The following is a 21,231-nucleotide window of genomic DNA, read 5'->3' as shown; positions in this document are numbered from 1 at the left end:
TCTGCTTTATTTGGTTTATTGTTTTATTTCACATTGCAGCTTGGCAATTTATTTGCACCACGACCAGAACCAATAGCTTTTAACGCTTTGTAAGCATCATCCAATGTTTTTACACTTACAACGCGCAAACCTTGTGGCACATGCCCAACAACTTCATTGCAATTATCGTAAGGCGCTAAGAACCAAGTAGCCCCATCTCTTTTAGCTGCAATCATCTTTAACCGAATACCACCAATTGCACCAATTTTTTGCGATTTTTCAATAGTTCCAGTTCCGGCTATCGTCTTACCACCAGTTTCTTGTTCAGGAGTAAGCTTGTCAAGAATTCCTAGAGTGTACATCATTCCGGCAGACGGTCCACCAATATCTTCAATATGTAAACGAACTTTTACATCTTCTTTTTTAATTCCAAGATGCTTAGACGCGTACTGTAACGCAACATTTTGAGCAAGGCTTTGCGAATCATTCATCTCGTTTGTGGATTCCTTCTCATACTCGTCAGCACTCTGCCCTACTGGCACAATAGCTTCACGAGGCAACAAACTTTTATGAGGATCCATCCACGAAATCAATGAATAAAATGTTGAAACCTCATATCCAGGAACACCAGAAACATTGACGGTAATTAACAATAATTTACCAGTATCATGATTTTCTTTTACTCGAGAACCAGACATATCAATCACAGGAGTATTTGATAGGGATCCTAAAACATCCTGCGTTGGACCAGGCTCTTCTACGACGTATGCACTTGGAAGCGACAACGCAAAAATCGCAACAATTACTGTAAAGAATCCTGCAAAATATCGCAAAGAATGCGAAGTAATGTACAAAACTAAAGCATGAGACAGCGAGCGCAAGGATCTAAAACACGCACGGAATACACTAGCACCTGTAGAAAAGCGAAACATGCTTGTATCATGACACAAGCCCTATATAGTTTTGCTTTAAAATATATTTGCACGCAAGTTATAGCACATAAAACCATATTATCGAGTAGAATATTTGTATTAAAAAATATTTTTATTAAGAAGATGCGCTAAACTCGCATATAAAGACGTGTAAAATACGTATAAATACTTATAAAATACGTACAAATACGTGCAGATACGAAACGTATAAAAATAAAAACTGTAAATTATGCAACACGTGGCACGAGAAGGATACGCTCATGAATGACGATGCAATTCACCAATGGCTCATTGAATGCTTTGGGCCAATACAAGGAGAAGAAGCATGGAAACAACTTGATCAGCTTCCGTTTGAGCTACGCGAACAACTCTTAAATCAGAATCCAGATAAGCTTCCTAAACCAGACGAAGTTCGCGGAATGATGCAAGCTTTTAGTGCAGGCGGTCTTAATAATCCGTACGAAATGGAAGCAACACTTGAAGAAGGGCCAATTAATCGCAAGTTAGCGCAATCTATTGCTTTACAGCACGCTAATGGCGATCAAGGAAATGTAAATGCAGACGTAGCAGATGCCACACGAAGAGCTTTAAGCCAAGCGAACTTATGGCTAGATATAACGTGCAATTTCAATCCTGCTCCTGGAACGCCAGAAGTATTGTCTAGAGCTGATTGGGTAGAAAAAACGCTTGAAGCTTGGGTTAAATTCGCTAATCCTGTTGCAAAATCAGTAAATGAAGCACTCACTTCTGTTATTGAAGAGCGATTCCGAGATGTGGATGATGCTGAAGTAAAAGGATTATTTGCAGGAGTTGTGCCGATTCCGCTGCCTGAAGGAATGAATAATCCAGCGCAACTCATGAAACTGCTTGGAAACACTTCGTTTGCTATGCAACTGGGTCAAGCAGCTGGAGCACTTTCACACGAAGTACACGGTAGTTTTGATCAAGGTCTTGCGCTGTTGCAAAATCCTGCAGGCGGATTAATTCCATACAACTGCATTGAGTATGCAAAAGTGTGGGAGTTGGATATTACAGAAGTCATGAATTATTTGGCTTTGCGAGAAGCTGCACACGCAAGATTATTTGCATCCGTGCCATGGCTTATGCCACGATTTGAAGCGCTGATTATTAAGTACGCAAACGGAATAAGCATTGATTTAGAGGCTATGGAAGAACAGCTTCGCGACGTGGAAACAATGAATCCGGAAGCAATTTCAGGAGCTGTTAATTTGCAAAATATTGGCAGCAATGATTCTGAGGAGCAGCGTCAAGCTTTGCACAGTTTGGAAACTTTGCTTGCACTTGTTGAAGGTTGGGTTGATTGTGTTACATGGCAGTCTGGAATGGCTCATATTGTGCACATTGAGCAGTTGCGAGAGATGATGCGTCGCGAACGAGCTGCAGGAGGACCTGCAGAAGTGACGTTTGAATCGTTACTTGGTTTGCATTTGCGCCCTCGCCGTATGCGCGAGGCATCGCAATTGTGGGAAAAGTTGACTCGCGAGCGCGGTATTGAAGAGCGAGATAGCTTGTGGAGTCATCCAGATTTGTTGCCAACTTTGCCGGAAGCTAGCGAAGTTACGAAGGATGCTGGTAATGAAAGTAAAGCTGGTAACGCAGGTGACGAAGTTACGAAAGAAATCGATGCGGAGGATGCAACGAAAACTGCTGCAAAAAATGCAATAGAAACTCAGTCTAACCAAACTAGCGAAGCAACTGAAAAAACTAGCGAAACTAGCGAAAGTCACGAAAGTGCAGACAGTTACGAAAGTAACAAAAATACTGATAACGCTATCGAAAATAAGCCTATCGAAAAATCTTTTGAAAAATTAACAGAAGACGATTTAGGCACAAATGATTGGGATGCTGAACTTAGCAAGCTTTTGGAAGAGGATGCACGCCAAAAGAAGCAAAACAGCAAAACCGGTAACGAAACCGGTAACGAAACCGGTAACGAAACTGGCGACGAAACTGGCGACGAATCCGGTAGCGAAGCTGGCAACGAATCCGGCAATTCCGACGAAACTGATGCTGACGGCGAATAAAACTCTTGTAAAACTCCTGATTCAATAACAATCCAGCTGAATAATCGACATCAACGCTCAAAACGGCATAAACTGTGCAACTGTGTAAAGAAAAGGTCGGTCTCAACCAAAAACGACCAAAACTTTACACGAGCGTAAAATTTATGCCGCGAGATTAAGCCAGAAAGCGGCTAGGCACGCGATTCATGCCAGTTCCACTGTCTTTTCTAGAAGCGTAAGAAAGATGCAAAGTCTTTTCTGCGCGAGTTATTGCAACGTACATAAGTCTGCGCTCTTCTTCCAAAGCACTGTCATCAGTCGTAGAGCCAAAAGGAATAAGCCCTTCAGAGCAGCCAATTACGTAAACATGCGCAAACTCTAAACCTTTAACAGCATGAATAGTTGAAACAGTAACAGTTGAAATATTAGAAGATGCAAAAATGTCAGAAATACCTTGAGAACCGTAGCTTTGCGCATCCTCTAAAACATTTCGCTGCCACCCCACGTCTTTTCTCACGCGATACGGAAGTTTTGCTGCTTTTAACGCTTTACAAACTACTTGCTGTTGAGCATTGGTTCTCGTTAGTATTGCGCACTCCCCAAGATGCGCAACGCCGCTTTTTACAAGTTTTGCAATTTGCTCAACTACACCCAAAGCTTCTTCAACATCGGTTGCAAAAACTTGCTGGCTAACACGAACGCCGCCTTTTGTTGCCGCCTTAACTTTTACGTAATCCTTTTTATGCGCAGAAGCCGCAAGCACTCTATTAGCAAGACCTACTATGCGTTCTGTGGAGCGGTAGTCGGTATTCAAACTAATATCTGCTCCAAGAGGAGCAAATTCTTGCGGAAATGAAAGCAAATAGTAACTATTCGCACCTGCAAACGAGTAGATTGTTTGCGCAGGATCGCCCACTACGCAAATATCGCGGTTCTGCCCCATCCATAATCGCAACAATTCGTGCTGTAAAGGAGACACATCCTGATATTCGTCAACTGTGATCCATCCGATTGATTGCTTAATACGGTTTGCAGCTTCCGGAAAATTTCGTAAAATATGGCAGCAAAGTAGAAGAATATCGTTAAAATCGATGCAATTATGCGCATTTTTTTCGGTTTCGTAAGCTTCATATATATCGACAAATTGCTGCGGCTCTAAACCTGCAGGAGGCAAACGGTGCGTAGAAGCGCACACACGCAAGTAATCGTCAGGCGCAATAAGCGAAACTTTCGCCCAATTAATTTCTGCCAAAATATCGCGAGTTTGCAACAAAGTCATATCCGCAAAATCCGGATAACGCTTAAGCGCAGAAGCTATGATTTGCTGAGAATCATTCATAATTGATGGAAATTGTGCTGAACAGACGTCGTTCCACACGCTGCGAATGTGTTGCAAAGCCGCAGAATGAAATGTTGAGACGCATCCAACATTACTTACACCAAGAGCCTCAATACGCGATCTCATTTCCGCAGCTGCTTTTACAGAAAAAGTAACTGCCAAAACTCTTTCAGGATCCCACTTACCAGTAGCGCAAGCATACGCAATTCTGCGCGTAATAGTGCGCGTTTTACCAGCTCCTGCACAAGCTATAATGCGCACTGGCCCTTCTAGTGCGATAGCAGCTTCGCGTTGCGAATTATCCAACCCGTCTAAAAGTGCTTCTGGAGAAGTCACTTGAGAAGTTTTAGAAGTCACTTGCGAAGGTTCTGGTGAAGAATTCATAATTCTATTGTTGCAGCAATAACAACACTTACGCAACAAGAATAAAAATATGTGTATAACTTACAAAAAATTGGCAAAATTTCGGTGCTTTGTATTACTGTGGGAGTGTGACACAACTCAGTAGATTCAAGTTGGCAGCACTGGCATCTGCAGCCATGCCCAAAGTACAGTTTGCAGGAACGCGCCAAAGTGAGCAAGTTAATGCCACTGATACCGCGGCTGGAATTTCTCACGCCGTTGTGCAAGATATTTCCGGTAAGCTTTACGACGTTTTTATCAGTGCGGATAGTAAAGGTAGCAAGCGTTTGCATGACCGGGCTCGTGCAGCATGGACTCTTGAGCACAGTAAAGATTTGGCAGCTTTGGGATTCGCTTACGACACTATGCTCACGTTTATGCCAGGAAAACGCGAAGATGCTAATAACAACGCTGGAAACGTTGCAAATAATGTAACCGATGGAAATTCTACAGTTGCTGGCACTCAACAATACGTACAACAACAATCTACACAACAGCAATCTATACGAATGTCAAGCATTATTGCCAACAACAACGATGAATACACTGTGCTTATTTGCGAACATCTTGAAGGTAGCGCTCGCGACTTGCGTCTTCTTACTACCGACGATTGCGCAAATGTTGGAACTGCAATCGGCGCTATTCATCGCCTGCGCCCTACTTTCGTAACGCGCGGAAAATACCCTGCTTTTACTACTGGTCAAATTCGCGCACAGTTAACCGGTTGGATTAAAAGACTTCGTCAAGCCGGTCATATTCCAACCGAAATTACTGACAGTTGGTCAAGAGTGTTGGAAACTGAAGGATTGTGGTCATTTGAAACTTGCCCAGTACACGGCGGTTTTATGGATGGCGACATTTTGTTTGCTGGCTCAACAATTACTGCTGTGACAAATTGGCAAAGAATGCAAATTAACGATCCTGCGCGCGATTTGGCTTGGATTTTTGCAAAACTTAACGAGCAGCGCCGAAACGCAGTGCTTTCTGCATACGGTAGAATTATGGGTTCTCGTTTAGATAGTTTGATTATGCTTCGCGCAAACTTGTGGCTGCAAATGGAACAAGTTGGCGATTTTGTTCAAGCTTTGCAACGTGCAGATAACACCAGTATTATGCGTTTTAAGGCTCAAGTTGAGCGTTTAGCGCACGAGCTTAGTCGTATTAGCAATGCACAAACTGCTAAAACTGGTCGTGCTGCAGGAAATCCCGCCTCGACTATTACAGTTGGAACGCTTCTTGAAAATGACAATACGCAAAGTCGCCAAATTTCTAAGAATAATTCTACTGAAAACCAACTAAACACTGGAAATAGCGACGAAACTCATGAGCGAGACATTACTTCAGAAAGAAATACTGAATTAAATAACACTCAAGACGAGACTTACGATAGCAACAAAACTATAAGCGACGATACTCATGAGCGCAAAGTTCAATATGCTGGCACACACGCAGCTAACGCTGAGGAGGCTGAAAAAGCAGCACAACTCGCTGACGACACAGCAACTCAAGTAATTACTCATGTAAAAACTCAAACAGTACACGAAACCGCAGAAACTATTGTGCAAACTGCAATGAGTAAATCTGCTGATAGCTATGCTAATGATGAGCCTGAAAGCGTCAATAACGCTAGTAGCGATGAGGAAGCTAAGGACGCCAAGAACAACAATGATTCTGAGGTTAAGGATGAAATTATAGCTGAGCGTAACAGTAAGGTCGATAGTGCAAACGAGACCTCTTCTGACTCAAAACTTTCTGAAGATGAAGAAAAAAATATGCAAGACTATGACGATAAACCAGAAACCGTAATCATCCCTCTGCTAGAGCGTGAAGAACGAGCAATGCGCGACGCACAAGCAGACTTAGACTAAGATAAATAAAATACTAAATACTAATTAAAACGATAAATAGCGTAAAAAGCAAAAGGAGTATGTATGCGAGTTGTTTTAGGAGTAAAAAACGTTTCTGATTCCATCGATTTTGAAACCAACCAAAGCGCAGAAGAAGTGCACAAAGTGATTAACGATTCCAAGGATATGCTTGAGTTTACGGACGTAAATGGGCGCACTATTATGGTCTCAGCTTCGTCGCTGTCTTACGCGCTCATCGGCGATACACCAAAGCATTCAGTAGGTTTCGGAGCACTCAACTAAAATAACGAAATTCCGCTAAAAGAGGCAGAAACTTTACACGTGTGTAAAGTTTTGGTCGGATTAAGTCGATAAAACGGCAGAAACTGTGCAGCTGCGTAAAGAAAAAGCCGGCTACGCGCGAAAAAACGGCAAAAACTTTACAACAACATAAATAAAGAGTTTTAGAGCTTATAGCCGCGCAAGAGTATTTCCGATACTACTTCGCGGCTTGTTGTTTCTTCGCCCAAACGATTTGGCTTACCGTAGCCATGCCAATCCGAGCCGCCCGTCACAAGCAAATCGCACTTACTCGCTAAAGAAAGCAGTCTTTCACGCTGTGCTTTAGAATTTCCGCGATGATACACTTCTAAACCGTCAAGACCAGCTTTAGCAAACGATATAATTTGATTATCCGAAAGAAGCACGCGGTTACGCGTAGGGTCGGCAGGATGCGCAATAACAACAACCCCTCCAGCATCTTTAACAGCCTCAATAACTTCACGAACATTTGGAGAAGGAGTTGGTATATAGTACGGGCTGCACGGAGAAATAGGCCCAGCAAAAGCTTCAGAACGCGTTTTATACACGCCAGCTTTTACTAAAGCATCAGCGATATGCGGCCGCCCGATCGTAGTTAAGTCACCGAGCTTCGCTTGAGCCAAAACGTCATTCCAAGTAATTGGAAAATCGCGCGACATACATTCAACCATACGCTTTGTGCGATCAAAACGACGCTTCCTAGTAAGCTCAAACATGCTCACAATCATGCTATTTTGCGGATTGTACTGGTATGCGAGCATGTGCACAAACACGCCTGAGTCTTGCGCAGTAATCTCCGAACCAAATAATACTGGCATATTCGAAGCTTTAGCAGCCTCTTGAAAATCATGCCATCCTGCAGTTGTGTCGTGGTCAGTAATAGCAACACCTTGCAAACCAACGATTTTAGCTTGCGTAATTAAATCTTCTGGAGTTGCAGTGCCGTCTGAATAAACAGTATGACAGTGCAAATCCCAGCGTTCGCGCGCAAAATTCATCATGCTGGAGCTGCTATCGCTAACATGATTTGATGCGTCACGTTGGTTGTTGCTTATTGCGGTCATATAATCATCGTAAACTGTGCCATGTAACGAGAAATGAATATGCACACATAATTATTTGCTATTATTTATTATTATTCACATCATTCGCAATTAGTAACTTTTAGGAGCAGTAATGGAGCAAACTAACGCCGCTAAAGAAGACTATGAAACAACGCTTAGCGGATGGAGGCACTCTGCAGTATGGACGTATGGCATTATGCTATTTTTCTCTGCGGTAGCACTCATAACTTCGCTTATACTTTCTGCTGAAACCCTTGCTTTAGCGCGCGAACCTAATAAGCTGCTCAGCTGCGACTTCAACAGCGTAGTATCCTGCTCTAGAGTTGCACAAACTTGGCAGGCAGAAATTGTGAAATTTGGCGAATTAAGCTTCCCAAACGCATTCTTTGGAATTGCTGCAGAAAGCGTATTCGTAACGCTCGCAGTTATTGGAATGATTCGCGTACGCGTGCCGCGATGGTTTGCAATTTGCACTTGGCTTGGTGGGTTATGCGCTCTTGTTTATGCTTACTGGCTGTTTTCGCAATCTATGTTCGTAATTCACGCGTTGTGCCCGTGGTGCATTGTGCTTATGTTCTCCACAACAATGCAATTTATATCTTTGACTCACGCAAGCGTAAGTTCGCAAAAGTTGCTTGTTAAGCGTTTTAGCTTGCTTGAAAGCTACTACCGTTTGCGATACGACTTGCTAATAGACGTGCTTTGGATTGCGGCATTGCTTACTTTGATTTTGTGCCAATATTCTAAAGTATTTTTTGGCTAAATAAGAGCGATTTTTAACGCAAAATCTTAACGCAAGTCTTTCAGCACAAGCTCTTCGCAAGTTGCTGCATGCGCAAGCTTGTATCCGAATTAGTAAGAGTTATGCTGCCTTCTTGAGAATCGCTTGCAAGCTCATTATTAAGTTCCAATATTTTGCGCAAATGATTAATAGTTCCTTCGTTGCCGTCAACAATATTCGTGCGCGCAGGCAAAAACTCGCGGAAATAATCCCTATAAAATACAAAATGAGTGCAGCCCAGCACAACCGAATCAATACTGTCTAAATCATACTCGTCGAAATACTTGTGAAGAGCAGCAAAAACTACATCACGATTATTAAGCTCCCCACGCTCAACAATACGCACTAAATCAGGACAAGGCTGCGAAAAAATCGTGTTATTTTGCGAAAAACGTTGCAGCAAATCCGCAAACTTATGCTCGCGCAAAGTAAGCTCAGTTGCGGCCACAATTACGCGCTGAGGCTCACCTTTACCTAAATCACAAGCTAATTTAAGCGCCGGCTCCATACCTATGATAGGTATATTGTAATGCGCGCGCAAATCGTTCACAGCTGCGGAAGTGGCAGTATTACAAGCAATTACAACAGCTTTTACATTTAGGCGAACAAAATGCTCGACAATTGCAAAGCTTAACTTTTTAACTTCTTCAGGCGTTTTAATGCCGTACGGCGCGTTTGCAGAGTCGCCGAAATAAATAATTCGCTCATGCGGAAGAGCAGCATGCAACTGACGAGCTACGGAAATGCCTCCAAGCCCAGAATCAAAAACGCCAATTGCTGCCGACGATGCCATAAACTACCTCCTAAAAACGCTTACTATCGTAATGGCGAGTGTCAACATACTAGGAAAACATACTACGAAATATATTGAACGCTGCCATTTCTAATTATGGCAACTTCGCTAGCAACTTCTTGCACAACGCCAACATCATGAGTAATAAACAAGCATGCGTAACGGTATTTTTGTTGCAAATCATGCAATAAGTTAAGTACACAACGTTGCACTGTTACGTCAAGCGCAGAAGTTGGCTCATCCACAATAAGCAGAGAAGGCTGCAAAATCAACGCTCGCGCAATACCTACGCGCTGTCTTTGACCTCCGGAAAGCTCGTGAGGAAAACGGCTTGCGAATTCAACTGGCAGTTGTACTTGATTAAGCATTTCTTCAACGCGCTCTAAACGCTCATTGTCATCAAGATTCGTGTGTAAAAGTAATGGTTCTGCAATACTCCAGCCAATGGTTTTACGCGGATTTAGTGCAGAACCTGAATCTTGAAAAACGTATCCAATTCGCGATAATGCTTGACGGCGAGCTTTATTGTTTAATCTGTTTAAGTTTTCTCCATTAAGTAGCACTAATCCTGAATTTGGTTTGATTTGCCCAGAAATAAGCTTTGCAATAGTGGTTTTCCCAGCTCCAGACTCCCCGACTAAAGCTAGTGTAGAGCCAGAGTTAATGCGCAAGTTTGCATTAGCGAGAGCAAGCTTATTTGAATTTTTGCTAAAACGAGCATGCAAATACTTCACACTTACGCCTTGAACTTCAACTACTGGAGATTCAGAAACTGGAGATTCAGAAATATTCTTAGCAATATTCTTAGCAATATTCTTAGCAATTGCTTTTGCTACTTCTTCTATACTTTCATAAGAATCACCACTTGAAGCATATTGCATATCAAATTTAGGAACAGAATCTAGCAAAGTGCGCGTATATTCGTGCTTAGGATTCGCAAAAATATGCTGAACTTCGCCAGATTCCACAATATTCCCGCCTTGCATTACATACATTTCATCTGCGAGCGCGCGCACAACACTCATATCGTGCGTAATAATTAACACAGCAAGCTGTAATTTCTCCGACAAATTACGTATAAGACGTAAAATATCTCGTTGCGTGGTGATGTCGAGTGCTGTTGTAGGCTCGTCTGCAATCAAAACTTGTGGATGATTTATTAAAGCCATAGCAATCATCGCACGCTGGAGTTGGCCGCCAGAAAGCTCATGCGGATAAGAACGATACACGCGCTCAGCATCACTCAACTCAACCTCGAGAAGCTGCGAAATCACACGCTTCTTACGATCTCTTTGGCTAAGCTTTCCTGCTTTTTCAGGATGATATATTAGCGCTTCTTCTATTTGCTTGCCAATTGTTTTCACAGGATTAAACGCACTGGACGGCTCCTGAAAAATCATGCCAATCATGCCACCGCGAATATGCTCATAAGAGGCATCTTCGCTAAGCAAATTTATAAAAGATTCGTTAGTATCCGAAGCGTTAAGAAGCGCCGCATTCCCTTCAACACGCGCATTATTATCGAGCAATCCCATAAGAGCCAGCGCAGTAAGTGACTTTCCAGAACCGGACTCGCCTACTAACGCAGAAACTATTCCAGCACGCAATCGCATAGAAACATTGCGTGTAATTTGCCTACCGTCAATCGAAACCGACAAATCTTCAACGCTTATAACAATTCTTTTACGCGCATCCAAATCTTTATTATTCAAAGCTTGCGCATCCAAATTCGTCATCTTCAATCACCTATTCAAAGACACAGCCGCATAATTAGGGTAAGCAGGAAAACTTCCGATGTAGAAATTCTCAACACCGCTTCCATGAATAAACGTATTATGCGAGTAAATAAGCGGAACAACAGGAGAATCTTCCATAATAGCGTGATCCGCCTTTTGCCACAGTTTATGAGCCGAATTCTCGTCAACAGTTTGCACAGCTTCGCGAATTAAAGCATCTACTTTAGGATTCGAATAACGAGAAATATTCCAGTTACCGCCGCCAATTTGCGAAGAATCAAAAAGCGGTCCCAAATTCGCAAAAGCAGAAGGAAAATCAGGCTGCCACGAAGCCAAAGCCAAATCGTAATCTCCGGAATTTGACGTAATTGCATCCGTAAAGTTTACTGCGTCAACAGTTTTAATCGTCACTTTAATACCAGCTCGCTTTAAACTTGATTGCACAGAAGATGCCACTTGCGTTTGATCCGGACGAGCAATCAGAATCAACTTAATATCGGTTTTACCTGATTTTTTCAACAGTTGTTTAGCTTTCTCAACGTTCCCTCGAGGATCTTCAGAATACAAATTAAACTGCTTTCGACCAGAAATACCAGGCGTAATAAGCGTAGTAGCAAAACCTCCAGCAATTTCGCCACCCTTCGCAGTTCGATACGACTGCTTATCAACAGCATACTGAATCGCTTTTCGAACATTGATATCCGTTATTCTGCGCGTATTAATAGCCAAATATTCAAGAGCACCATCACTACTAGTAGTTAGCAACTTGCGAGATTGAGGATGCGCTTGAGCTTGTGCAAGCTGAGCAGGCGGCACAAAATCAGCCAAAAATGCGGTTTTTGTATCCGTATTTCCTTGAATCATAGACTGAGCTGAAACAGTAGTATCTGAACCAAGTTTCCACACAATTTCATCTGCAGAAGCTGTGCGAGTACTGTCGAGCTTGGAATCCCAATACTTATTGCGTTGCATTACAACTTGTTTTCCGACTTCGTTCTGCACAATCCTGTATGGTCCTGAAGATTTCGGCCTTTTACTATATGTCTGAGCATCGCCTGAACTAGTTGGAACTGGCACAAATGCAGCCAAAGATGTCACCCACGGCCAATCTGCAAAAGGTGCTTTCAAATGGAAAATAATCGTTTGATTATCTGGAGTTTCAATCGAATCAAGCGACTTTCTGTCGAATGGTCCTCTATAGTTTTCAGCTCCAACAAGAAGAGTTTTGTGATATCCAAAACCACCGCTTAACGAATCTGCAAACGAGCGCTCAATACCAAATTTAATATCGTGCGAAGTGATTTCGGTTCCATCTTCATACTTAACACCTTTTTTAAGAGTGTATTTCCAAGTTTTTCCGCCGTCACTTGTTGTGCCAGTATCCGTTGCCAAATCTGGAACTACACGCGTTTGCTTGCTTAAATCCGGATTTACTTTCCAAGTAGTAAGCGCGCGGAAGATGAAATTATTTGACGTAATTGGCAAACCCTGACTGCGCGCTGGATCGAAATTCATATTCGTATTTGACGTAAATATTGTAAAAGTTCCGCCTTTTTTAGGATTAGAATTTAGCACGGAAGTGTTCGTAATACTGGTTTTCCCAGAGTTGTAATTTGTGCAAGCTGAAAGCGAAAGTAGTGAAATTGTAAGTAGTGAAAAAGCTGCTGTTGAAGCAAGAATTTTCTTTGAAGCCGTATTATTTTTGAAAATGAACATAATAATCCCCTTATTTCTTTAATCTTTTCTATTTAAAATTTAATTCTTTAAAACTCGCGCATAAGCTATTTAACATTTTTGAACTTGAGAAAAAGTGAGCGAGCTGACACGAGCAGCATCAAGCAAACGCAAGCGTTTAGTCCTCGCCCACTAACAATTTCACTCGAAAGGCACTAACAGACTGCGGCACGAGGATCGATGAAACGATAACAGATGTCAACAATAAGATTCGCAACAATCACAAGCGCAGCCGCAAAAAGCGTCACACCAACCAGCACTTGCAAATCAAGATTTTTAACAGAATCAAGAAGTAGCGAACCCAAACCTTGCATAGAGAAAACTCTCTCAGTAATCACAGCACCGCCAAGCAAACCGCCTAGATCCAAGCCAAACATTGTTAGCACAGGAAGCATTACGTTAGGCAGAGCGTGACGAGTTATAACTTTCGTTCGCGGCATACCCTTAGCCAAGGCAGTGCGCATATAATCCTGTTGCAACTCGTCAAGCATATGAGCACGAGTAAGTCGCGTATAATAAGCAGCGTTAAGAAGTGCCAAAACAATCCACGGAAGTAGCAAATGCTGCAGCCAACCTAAAGGATCATCCAAAAAATTCACATAACCGCCTGTAGGGAAAATTGGCAGATACACTGCAAAAGCAAGTATTGCAAGCATACCAATCAGGTAAGCAGGAGACGAAATCCCCACTGAAGAAAGCGCTCTAAATGCACGATCAAAAAGCGATCCTTCTTTAGAAGCAGAAATCACTCCGGTTACTACACCAATAATTACCCAAAGTAATGCAGCGCCAATCGCCAAAGAAGCTGTCACAGCAAAACGGCTCATAATAAGATCTGTGACTGGTTCGTTAAGCGTGAAGGACCAGCCTAAGCATGGAGACGAGCAGATAATTGCGGCACCAGCGGCTGAAATTCCTGAGGATGCAGAATTAGTTCCAAATTCTCGTCCAAAAAATATCCCACGAATATAGTTTCCAAGCTGCTCATACCACGGCGCGTCCGTGCCCATAAATGCGGAAACTCGAGCCAAACGCTCAGGAGTGCACGGCTTTCCGCAAGCTAGTTGCGCAGGATTCGCTGGGAGCATAAAGAAAATAAGGAATAATACAACTGCAATCAGTGTTAAAACAAGTACCGCGCTTGCTGAACGCTTTATTAAAAACGTAAGAAAATCTACGGTTTTGCTAATAATTCGCGAGTTTTTTGCGGATTCATTATTGCTGTTATTACTAATATTTTGTTGCATATTTTTCTTCTGCGTATTATTTACATTCTGCTTATTGCTGATATTTTTCGTACTGCTATTACTATTTTTTGTATCGCTATTACTAATATTTTCCTTATATCTCATGCCGTCGCCGCCTTTTTAGCGCGAGGCTGAAGAGCACTGGTCAAACCGTCACCAACAAGATTAAAACCGAAAGTTAGCAAGAACAGTGCAGTTCCAGGGAAAAGTAAATACCATGGGTCAACTAAAACCCACTGCACAGCTTCCGCAATAGCGCGACCCCACGAAGGCGAAGGCGGATTCATACCAACGCCAAGGAAAGACAACGCAGCTTCAGCTCCAATTCGTCCAGGAATAAGGAACGTTACATTCACAAACAACAACGGCATCATATTTGGCATTATTTGTTCACGAAGAACATGCCACGTACCGGCTCCCATTACGCGAGATGCAACTGCAAAATTGCGAGATTTAAGCGTAAGAGTTTGAGCGCGAACTAAACGCGCAATACTTGGCCAACCAAAAAATCCTAAAACAAGTATTAGTAGAAGCGGACGCGGAAAATCTTGCGGCACAACAGCAGACAAAGCAATCGCAAAAATCAGGAACGGGAAACCGAAGAACACGTCCATTGTGCGCGAAAGCAAAGCATCTGCAAAACCACTGAAATACCCTGCAATCATGCCGATTACGATGCCAAGAAATAGCGATATTATGGTAGAAGCGACGCCAATTCCAAGAGATACGCGCGCGCCATGAGCCACAATTGCAAAAATATCAAGACCACGAAGTGGCGTAACACCAAACCAATGCTGGAAATTAATGCCACCAAAACCTGTTGGAACAGAATTAAAATCTAAATATTCTGGATGCTCATCATAAGGATTATTGCCAGTGATTGCAGTAAAAGCATCGGCAAAAATTGCCAAAATCACGAAAATTGCAATAATTATACTTCCGATAATAATGCCAGAATTATTTCCAGTAGGAACGGTGACGCTAGATGAATCACGCTTATAGCGTGAACGAAATACACCGACCCTTCTCATCTTTACTCATTTCGTCACCTGCACTTTCTTTTTGAATATCATGCAATATAAATTAACGCAAAATACAAATCGAGTAAAAATTTGTATTGTTGTCTTATCGACACTATAGGAACCCATAGAAAACGGGGTGTCACATTGACTCGCTTTTCGATTAAGCGTAGCGCGAAAAGCGACCCAATGCGGTAGCGCCGACTCAATGCTGAAAGCACAGTGTGCTTTCAGCGTCGGCGCGCACTCGATTACGCTTTCTTTATTCTCTTAAGAAAGCGTAATCTGACGACCAACAATCCAAAAAATGTTAATTAATTGCCCTTGCTTGAAGCTGCATTGTGCGCTTCAAGCAAGCTCAATGCGGTAGCGCGCTTTTATAAATAGCCTTTAACCACAATGCGTAAAAAATCTAGGAAAGCCGACTTAAAGCATTTACGATACTTAATACAAAACAACAATCATTAAAAATAGTTTCAATTGATGCTATTTTACGTTAAAATAGACGATAGAAGGTGAGTATGAATTTTGAATACGATCCTGCAAAGAGCTTAAAAAATTTAGCTAAACATGGTATCAGTTTCAAAAAAGCTCAAATACTTTGGAATAATGAAATAACTGAAATCAAATCCAAAAATTCAGGCAATGATGACTCTCGCTACTTAGTTTTTGGAAAGATAGACAGCAAACATTGGACTGCAGTAATAACAAAAAGAAATAATCGAATTCGTATTATTTCTGTAAGAAGATCACGAAAGAAGGAGGAACAATATTATGAAAAACACCACAAAAAGTAAAGAGATAAGCGGAAAAGAAATTGATAGAAAATTCGATAACGGCGAAGACGTACTTGAGTACTTTGATTTGGAGCATCCAATTATAGAGAACCACTCGAACGAACAAAAGCACGTCACTTTTATTATGCCTGGATGGATATTGAGAATAATGAAATTCTTTAGAGTAGCTACAACACGGTAGTCAAATAAAACTAGAAGTAAAACAAAACGTGCCGACGTATTGAAATACACCGGCACGTTTTGTTTAGTTAATTAGCTGTTAGTTGTGTTTTACGCACGCTTAAGAGTTACGCTAAGCTCAGTTGCGCTAGAATCAGCCTCAACAACCTCGAAGCTCGTAGCCAAAGTCTCCTCCGCAATCAAATCGCGGAACTGCTCAACTTTAACAACGTCCGAAGCTGGCACGCTCAAAGTCAAAGCGATTCGGTCACTAATATCCAAACCGTTCTCCTTACGGGCATCCTGAACAGCGCGAATAGCGTCGCGAGCGTAACCTTCAGCAAGCAAATCGCTAGTCAAAGCAGTGTCGAGCATAACGAAACCGCCAGTTGGCATTGCAGCAGAAGCAGTATTCGCAGCCGCTTGAGCATCCGAAGACTCAACGCGATTTACAAGCTCATACTCGCCCTCAACAAGCGCAACTTCGCCGTTTGGAGTCTGAACAACAGGAGCGCCAGACTCGTCAACTCGCCAATCGCCACTCTTAGAAGACTTAATAGCAAACTGCACCTGCTTACCCAAACGAGGACCAGCCGCGCGCGCATTCACCTTAAGCTCGTGAACAATCTTCAAACCGTGGTTGCTTGCGTCTTCCAAAGTGCAGAATGTAACATTCTTCACGTTAAGCTCGCGCTCAAGAACCTGCTCGTAAGGCTCAACAGCAGCAGTATTTTCTGCAACAACCGTCAAGTTTGCCAATGGCTGGCGTACGCGCAACTGTTCCGCCTTACGCAACGAAAGCGCAGAAGACACAACCTCGCGAACCTTATCCATAGCAGCAACCAAAGCATCGTCATGAGCAAGAACAGCACCAAGCTCAGTGACTGTTCCAGCCTTAGGGTTCTTCTCACCGTCTGAAAGAGTTTCAGGCTCCACCAAATAAGGCCAATCAGCCAAATGCACGGATTCGCCGCCGGTAAGACCGCGCCACACAGCCTCAGCTTCCATAGGAGCAAGAGGAGCAATCGTGCGCATGAACACTTCCAACACAGTGTAAAGCGTGTTGAAAGCAGTCTCGTCTTCATTCCAGAAGCGGTCACGACTGCCGCGAATATACCAATTCGTAAGCACGTCAATAAAATCGCCAACTGCTGCGCAAGCATCGCTAATCGCAAACTCGTTCAAGCACTTTTCTACGCGCTCAACAAGCAAACGCGTGCGAGCAAGCAAATAACGATCCATGTTGCAAAGTCCTGCAACCTCATCCGCGCGAAGGCGACGAGCGTCATAACCCTTACCACCGTTTGCAGCATTCGCATACAAAGTGAAGAAGTAGTACGAGCTCCAAACTGGAAGCATAACCTGACGAACCGTATCCCTAATGCCGTCTGCAGTCACAATCAAATTGCCACCGCGCAAAATTGGCGAAGACATGAGGAACCAGCGCATTGCGTCCGAGCCGTACTCGTTGAAAACGCCGTTCACATCCGGGTAATTGCGCAAATGCTTACTCATCTTCTGGCCGTCGGAACCAAGCACGATGCCGTGGCAAATCACGTTCTTATAAGCTGGGCGGTCGAATAGAGCCGTAGCCATAATGTGAAGCGTGTAGAACCAGCCACGAGTCTGACCAATATATTCAACGATGTAGTCGCATGGGAAGTGCTCTTCGAAGAATTCCTTATTTTCAAACGGATAATGGAACTGCGCGAAAGGCATGGAACCAGACTCAAACCAACAGTCGAGAACATCCGTAATACGATGCATTTGCGACTTTCCAGTAGGATCGTCTGGATTTGGACGAGTAAGGCGATCGATATACGGGCGGTGCATATTCACATTGCCGTCGTCATCGCGCGGATAGTCGCCAAAATCAGCCTTAAGCTCTTCCAACGAACCGTACACGTCTACACGAGGATACTTTGGATCGTCACTCACCCACACTGGAATTGGCGAACCCCAGAAGCGGTTACGGCTAATCGACCAGTCACGCGCGTTAGAAAGCCACTTACCAAACTGGCCGTCCTTAACGTTTCCAGGAATCCAATTAATCTCCTGATTAAGCTCAAGCAAGCGCTTCTTAATCTTCGTAACAGACACAAACCAGCTAGAAACAGGCTTATAAATAAGCGGAGTTGCGCAACGCCAGCAATGAGGATAGCTGTGCACGTAGCTTTTTTCTTGGAATAACAACGCGCGCTGATCTTCCGGCATTTGAGCAAGCGGACCGTCTCCTGCACGCAAGTTACGCAAAATTGGCAAGTTCGCGTCGAAAACGTACAAGCCTTCGTAATCTGGGCAGTCGCTTGTAAACTTGCAACCTGCGTCGAGCACGTCAACGCTGCGAATTTCGTGCGCGTTAAGCGTGTTCATATCGTCCTCGCCGTAAGGAGCCTGGTGAACGAGACCAGTACCTTCAGCGGTGTCAACATAATCTGCAGTGAAAATCGTAAAAGCGTTAGGACCAGGAGTGCCACCCTCTGCGAGCGCAGAATCGCTTGCAAAGTATGGGAACACTGGGTAGTAGCGCCAACCAGCCATCTCAGCACCCTTAAGTTCGCGCACAACTTCGTAATTTTCGCCAAGTTCCTTAGTGTAGGAGCCGAGCAAAGGCTTACCGATGTAGAACTTTTTACCTGCGAACTTGCCTTCAGTTGGGCGAACTTCCACGTAGTCGATGTCTGCGCCAACTACGATTGCGAAATTGGTTGGCACAGTCCAAGGAGTAGTGGTCCAGAATACTGCGTAAGCGTCGGCTTCGTCGCGAAGCTTAACGGCAACGGAAACGGTAGTATCCTGACGATTCTGGTACACATCCGCGTCCATGCGAAGCTCGTGGGCTGAAAGTGGAGTTTGGTCCTTCGGGCAGTACGGAAGCACGCGGTAACCCTTGTAAGCCAAGCCCTTATCATAAAGCTGCTTAAAAGCCCACATTACGGATTCCATGTATGGAATGTTCAGCGTTTTGTAACCGCGCTCGAAATCAACCCAGCGAGCCTGACGATGCACGTAGTTTTGCCACTCGTTTGTGTACTTCAAAACGCTGGCACGGCAAGCATCGTTAAACTTTGCGATGCCCATTTTTTCGATTTGCTCAACCGACTCGATGCCGAGTTCCTTCTGCGCTTCCAACTCTGCAGGAAGACCGTGAGTATCCCAACCAAAAACGCGGTTTACTTTGCGACCGCGCATAGTCTGATAGCGCGGAACGACGTCTTTTGCGTAGCCTGTGAGCAGGTGGCCGTAGTGAGGAAGACCGTTTGCGAATGGAGGTCCGTCGAAGAACACGAACTCGTTTTGACTACCCTTGCCGGACGGACGGTATTCGATTGACTTGCGGAAAGTGTTGTTTGCATCCCAGTATTGGAGAACTGATTCTTCAAGCTTTGGGAAGGAAGGATTTGGTGCAACTTGCGCGCCGGAGTTTTCTTGCGTTGATGCTGAAACACTTACCTTTGGGTATACGTGATTTGCGGACGTATTTTCGGACGCGTTTGCTGCTGGATTAGTGGATTCGCTCACTGTGCTCTCCTCGCTCAACAGGGTGAATATTTCCCTGCGAGGACGACAGTTACTGCCGCGGTACCACCTCGCTTGCTATAAGATGATTACGTAACGTGTATCGCAATGCATAACGCAAGTGCGTAACACAAATATGCAACGCAATCGAACTATTCCCATAGCCTCTCGTGTTTGGCTGTGCGGGCCAACCCCGTCGGTTCTAATAAGCGAAAACCTTACGAATCCTCGCCGTTCTTCCGAAAACTCCCCGCCGATAACGGATCATCGCTTAAGTTAGAAATAATCTAACACTATCCCCTAACATTAGGAATAATTTCGCGACTCGCGAATAATTTTCATGACATTTTCATGACATATTATCCAAAAATGCCTTAGCTTCATTAGCATTGCTAAAAGCAATGCCATCGTCAGAAATTTTGCCATTCATAATTTGATTAGCGTGATTCATAGCCTTAAGCGTTGCCTCGTTTGGAACAGACAAGTTACTATTCAAGATAATATTTTCTTTAATTTTATTTTTCCAATCATAAAATTCATCAATACTAGACATTCCAATGCATTCAATAACATTTTTAGAGCAATTTGGAACTTTATCGCAAAGCGCAACAAGTAATTTTTCAATCTTCTCTAAAAACTCTAGATAATAGCTAGTTTCTAATAATATGTCGAAATCTTTAATAAGCTGAAAGACTGTTGCATTATCACTATGCGGTCTAGCACAATACAAACGTTCATCATGCGCACAAATATTTCTGAACTCTTTAATTCTTCTATAAATAGAATCAATTTTTATTGACGTAATATCTTTTTGAGAACAGTGTGAAGAATTATAAAGTTCAGTATATTTTTTAGCAACTAAACCTCTCACGCATTTAGTTTGCGCTTTGTAAAACCAGAACATCTGTCCGAAAGTCAAATCATTAGATAAAACCCATAATGGAACTTGCCCATCGTGATTATTGATACAATGTCGTATGTACTCTTTTCCTATATTTAATTTTTGATTATTTGACTTATTATTTTCTATAATTCGATTAAATGCTTTAATTAAACCACCTGATTCCTTTGGATCTTCATAGTTAGTTTCATTAAGGTAAGCATTAACTTCATTACCGTGCATTTGGCTAAAGCAATATGAACATGATGACCTTAACAATGCTTCTGCTCTAGTTGTAGCCGCAAAGATAATACTGCGAAGTTCACGATCAAATTTAAAAAGATAATAAATTTGTTCAAACTTTGCTCCTTGAACATATTTATTCGAATTTTTTGACTCAAGAAATGGATTTTTATATCCATTTACAACGCTATAGTAACCTTCTCTTTCAAGTATTTCCATAGCTTTAATCTCATCAGGAAACACTACTCCTCTAGACTTAAGTAATTCTATTTGTTGTCTGATAGTAGTAAAAGGTTTATAAATCACCATCATCCCCACCAATCCCCCGCTATTAGATGCACAAAGAGCCAATCAATCGCTTGATTGGCTCTTTGCGAACCAGACACTGCCTGGCTTCACCACTACTCAATTATAC

The 21,231-nt window shown here is 43.0% G+C and carries 16 protein-coding genes; 6 read left to right on the top strand and 10 right to left on the bottom strand.

Annotated elements, in window-relative coordinates:
- Positions 1–23: 23 nt before the first annotated feature.
- On the bottom strand, positions 24–911 hold the full coding sequence (locus D0T18_RS04140) for a YlbL family protein (RefSeq protein ID WP_004110543.1): 888 nt from the start codon (positions 909–911) through the stop codon (positions 24–26).
- Between the two features lie 260 nt (positions 912–1,171).
- Between D0T18_RS04140 and D0T18_RS04135 the strand changes: the two genes are divergently transcribed.
- A complete protein-coding gene (locus tag D0T18_RS04135) occupies positions 1,172–2,956 on the top strand; it encodes a zinc-dependent metalloprotease (protein WP_116440538.1) in 1,785 nt (594 codons plus the stop codon).
- A gap of 154 nt (positions 2,957–3,110) precedes the next feature.
- On the opposite strand, the gene D0T18_RS04130 is transcribed toward D0T18_RS04135, so the two are convergent.
- Positions 3,111–4,658: an ATP-dependent helicase gene (locus tag D0T18_RS04130; RefSeq protein WP_116440537.1), complete on the bottom strand. Its 1,548-nt coding sequence runs from the start codon at positions 4,656–4,658 to the stop codon at positions 3,111–3,113.
- A gap of 131 nt (positions 4,659–4,789) precedes the next feature.
- Here D0T18_RS04130 and D0T18_RS04125 point away from each other — a divergent pair, with 131 nt between their 5' ends.
- Both D0T18_RS04125 and D0T18_RS04120 read left to right on the top strand, forming a co-directional pair.
- The gene (locus D0T18_RS04125) at positions 4,790–6,544 is read left to right on the top strand and encodes a phosphotransferase (protein WP_116440536.1); all 1,755 of its coding nucleotides are present in this window, start codon (positions 4,790–4,792) and stop codon (positions 6,542–6,544) included.
- A gap of 63 nt (positions 6,545–6,607) precedes the next feature.
- The gene (locus D0T18_RS04120) at positions 6,608–6,826 is read left to right on the top strand and encodes a DUF3107 domain-containing protein (RefSeq protein WP_116440535.1); all 219 of its coding nucleotides are present in this window, start codon (positions 6,608–6,610) and stop codon (positions 6,824–6,826) included.
- 161 nt (positions 6,827–6,987) lie between these two features.
- Here the strand turns inward: D0T18_RS04120 and D0T18_RS04115 are convergent, their stop codons facing one another.
- Positions 6,988–7,845, bottom strand: coding sequence for a PHP domain-containing protein (locus D0T18_RS04115; protein ID WP_116440534.1), 858 nt, complete (start codon positions 7,843–7,845; stop codon positions 6,988–6,990).
- A 175-nt stretch (positions 7,846–8,020) separates the two neighbouring features.
- Between D0T18_RS04115 and D0T18_RS04110 the strand changes: the two genes are divergently transcribed.
- Positions 8,021–8,671 carry a vitamin K epoxide reductase family protein gene (locus tag D0T18_RS04110; protein ID WP_116440533.1) on the top strand — a complete coding sequence of 217 codons (651 nt, stop codon included), beginning with the start codon at positions 8,021–8,023 and terminating at the stop codon, positions 8,669–8,671.
- Positions 8,672–8,711: 40 nt separating this feature from the next.
- Here D0T18_RS04110 and murI read toward each other — a convergent pair whose 3' ends face one another.
- The 5 genes from murI to D0T18_RS04085 form a co-directional block, all read right to left on the bottom strand.
- A complete protein-coding gene (gene murI / locus D0T18_RS04105) occupies positions 8,712–9,482 on the bottom strand; it encodes a glutamate racemase (protein WP_116440532.1) in 771 nt (256 codons plus the stop codon).
- 62 nt (positions 9,483–9,544) lie between these two features.
- Positions 9,545–11,218: a nickel ABC transporter ATP-binding protein NikE gene (nikE, locus tag D0T18_RS04100; protein ID WP_116440531.1), complete on the bottom strand. Its 1,674-nt coding sequence runs from the start codon at positions 11,216–11,218 to the stop codon at positions 9,545–9,547.
- Between the two features lie 6 nt (positions 11,219–11,224).
- Positions 11,225–12,934, bottom strand: a complete 1,710-nt coding sequence (locus tag D0T18_RS04095; protein ID WP_012913939.1) for an ABC transporter substrate-binding protein — start codon at positions 12,932–12,934, stop codon at positions 11,225–11,227.
- 173 nt (positions 12,935–13,107) lie between these two features.
- On the bottom strand, positions 13,108–14,304 hold the full coding sequence (locus D0T18_RS04090) for an ABC transporter permease (RefSeq protein WP_004110568.1): 1,197 nt from the start codon (positions 14,302–14,304) through the stop codon (positions 13,108–13,110).
- Positions 14,301–15,230 carry an ABC transporter permease gene (locus D0T18_RS04085; RefSeq protein WP_116440530.1) on the bottom strand — a complete coding sequence of 310 codons (930 nt, stop codon included), beginning with the start codon at positions 15,228–15,230 and terminating at the stop codon, positions 14,301–14,303. Before D0T18_RS04085 ends, D0T18_RS04090 begins: the two co-directional genes overlap by 4 nt.
- A 509-nt stretch (positions 15,231–15,739) precedes the next feature.
- Between D0T18_RS04085 and D0T18_RS04080 the strand changes: the two genes are divergently transcribed.
- Positions 15,740–16,015 (top strand): BrnT family toxin, encoded by a 276-nt coding sequence (locus D0T18_RS04080; RefSeq protein ID WP_004110572.1) that lies wholly within the window; start codon positions 15,740–15,742, stop codon positions 16,013–16,015.
- Positions 15,993–16,196: a hypothetical protein gene (locus D0T18_RS04075; protein WP_033888599.1), complete on the top strand. Its 204-nt coding sequence runs from the start codon at positions 15,993–15,995 to the stop codon at positions 16,194–16,196. Before D0T18_RS04080 ends, D0T18_RS04075 begins: the two co-directional genes overlap by 23 nt.
- An 89-nt stretch (positions 16,197–16,285) precedes the next feature.
- Here D0T18_RS04075 and ileS read toward each other — a convergent pair whose 3' ends face one another.
- Positions 16,286–19,696 (bottom strand): mupirocin-resistant isoleucine--tRNA ligase, encoded by a 3,411-nt coding sequence (gene ileS / locus D0T18_RS04070; protein WP_064622013.1) that lies wholly within the window; start codon positions 19,694–19,696, stop codon positions 16,286–16,288.
- 346 nt (positions 19,697–20,042) lie between these two features.
- Positions 20,043–21,128: an Abi family protein gene (locus D0T18_RS04065; protein WP_240318296.1), complete on the bottom strand. Its 1,086-nt coding sequence runs from the start codon at positions 21,126–21,128 to the stop codon at positions 20,043–20,045.
- Between the last annotated feature and the right edge of the window lie 103 nt (positions 21,129–21,231).

This window comes from Gardnerella swidsinskii (assembly GCF_003397705.1).
In the GTDB taxonomy this organism is placed as follows: Bacteria; Actinomycetota; Actinomycetes; order Actinomycetales; family Bifidobacteriaceae; genus Bifidobacterium; species Bifidobacterium swidsinskii.
Note: the sequence above shows the minus strand (reverse complement) of the source record. Positions and strands in the feature narration are given on the sequence as shown.

Bases quoted from the DNA above. Each gene is read 5' to 3' on its own strand.
- D0T18_RS04140 (WP_004110543.1), bottom strand. From the start codon at position 911: ATGTTTCGCTTTTCTACAGGTGCTAGTGTATTCCGTGCGTGTTTTAGA.
- D0T18_RS04135 (WP_116440538.1), top strand. From the start codon at position 1,172: ATGAATGACGATGCAATTCACCAATGGCTCATTGAATGCTTTGGGCCA.
- D0T18_RS04130 (WP_116440537.1), bottom strand. From the start codon at position 4,658: ATGAATTCTTCACCAGAACCTTCGCAAGTGACTTCTAAAACTTCTCAA.
- D0T18_RS04120 (WP_116440535.1), top strand. From the start codon at position 6,608: ATGCGAGTTGTTTTAGGAGTAAAAAACGTTTCTGATTCCATCGATTTT.
- D0T18_RS04115 (WP_116440534.1), bottom strand. From the start codon at position 7,845: ATGATGAATTTTGCGCGCGAACGCTGGGATTTGCACTGTCATACTGTT.
- D0T18_RS04110 (WP_116440533.1), top strand. From the start codon at position 8,021: ATGGAGCAAACTAACGCCGCTAAAGAAGACTATGAAACAACGCTTAGC.
- murI (WP_116440532.1), bottom strand. From the start codon at position 9,482: ATGGCATCGTCGGCAGCAATTGGCGTTTTTGATTCTGGGCTTGGAGGC.
- nikE (WP_116440531.1), bottom strand. From the start codon at position 11,218: ATGACGAATTTGGATGCGCAAGCTTTGAATAATAAAGATTTGGATGCG.
- D0T18_RS04095 (WP_012913939.1), bottom strand. From the start codon at position 12,934: ATGTTCATTTTCAAAAATAATACGGCTTCAAAGAAAATTCTTGCTTCA.
- D0T18_RS04090 (WP_004110568.1), bottom strand. From the start codon at position 14,304: ATGAGATATAAGGAAAATATTAGTAATAGCGATACAAAAAATAGTAAT.
- D0T18_RS04085 (WP_116440530.1), bottom strand. From the start codon at position 15,230: ATGAGAAGGGTCGGTGTATTTCGTTCACGCTATAAGCGTGATTCATCT.
- D0T18_RS04080 (WP_004110572.1), top strand. From the start codon at position 15,740: ATGAATTTTGAATACGATCCTGCAAAGAGCTTAAAAAATTTAGCTAAA.
- D0T18_RS04075 (WP_033888599.1), top strand. From the start codon at position 15,993: ATGAAAAACACCACAAAAAGTAAAGAGATAAGCGGAAAAGAAATTGAT.
- D0T18_RS04065 (WP_240318296.1), bottom strand. From the start codon at position 21,128: ATGATGGTGATTTATAAACCTTTTACTACTATCAGACAACAAATAGAA.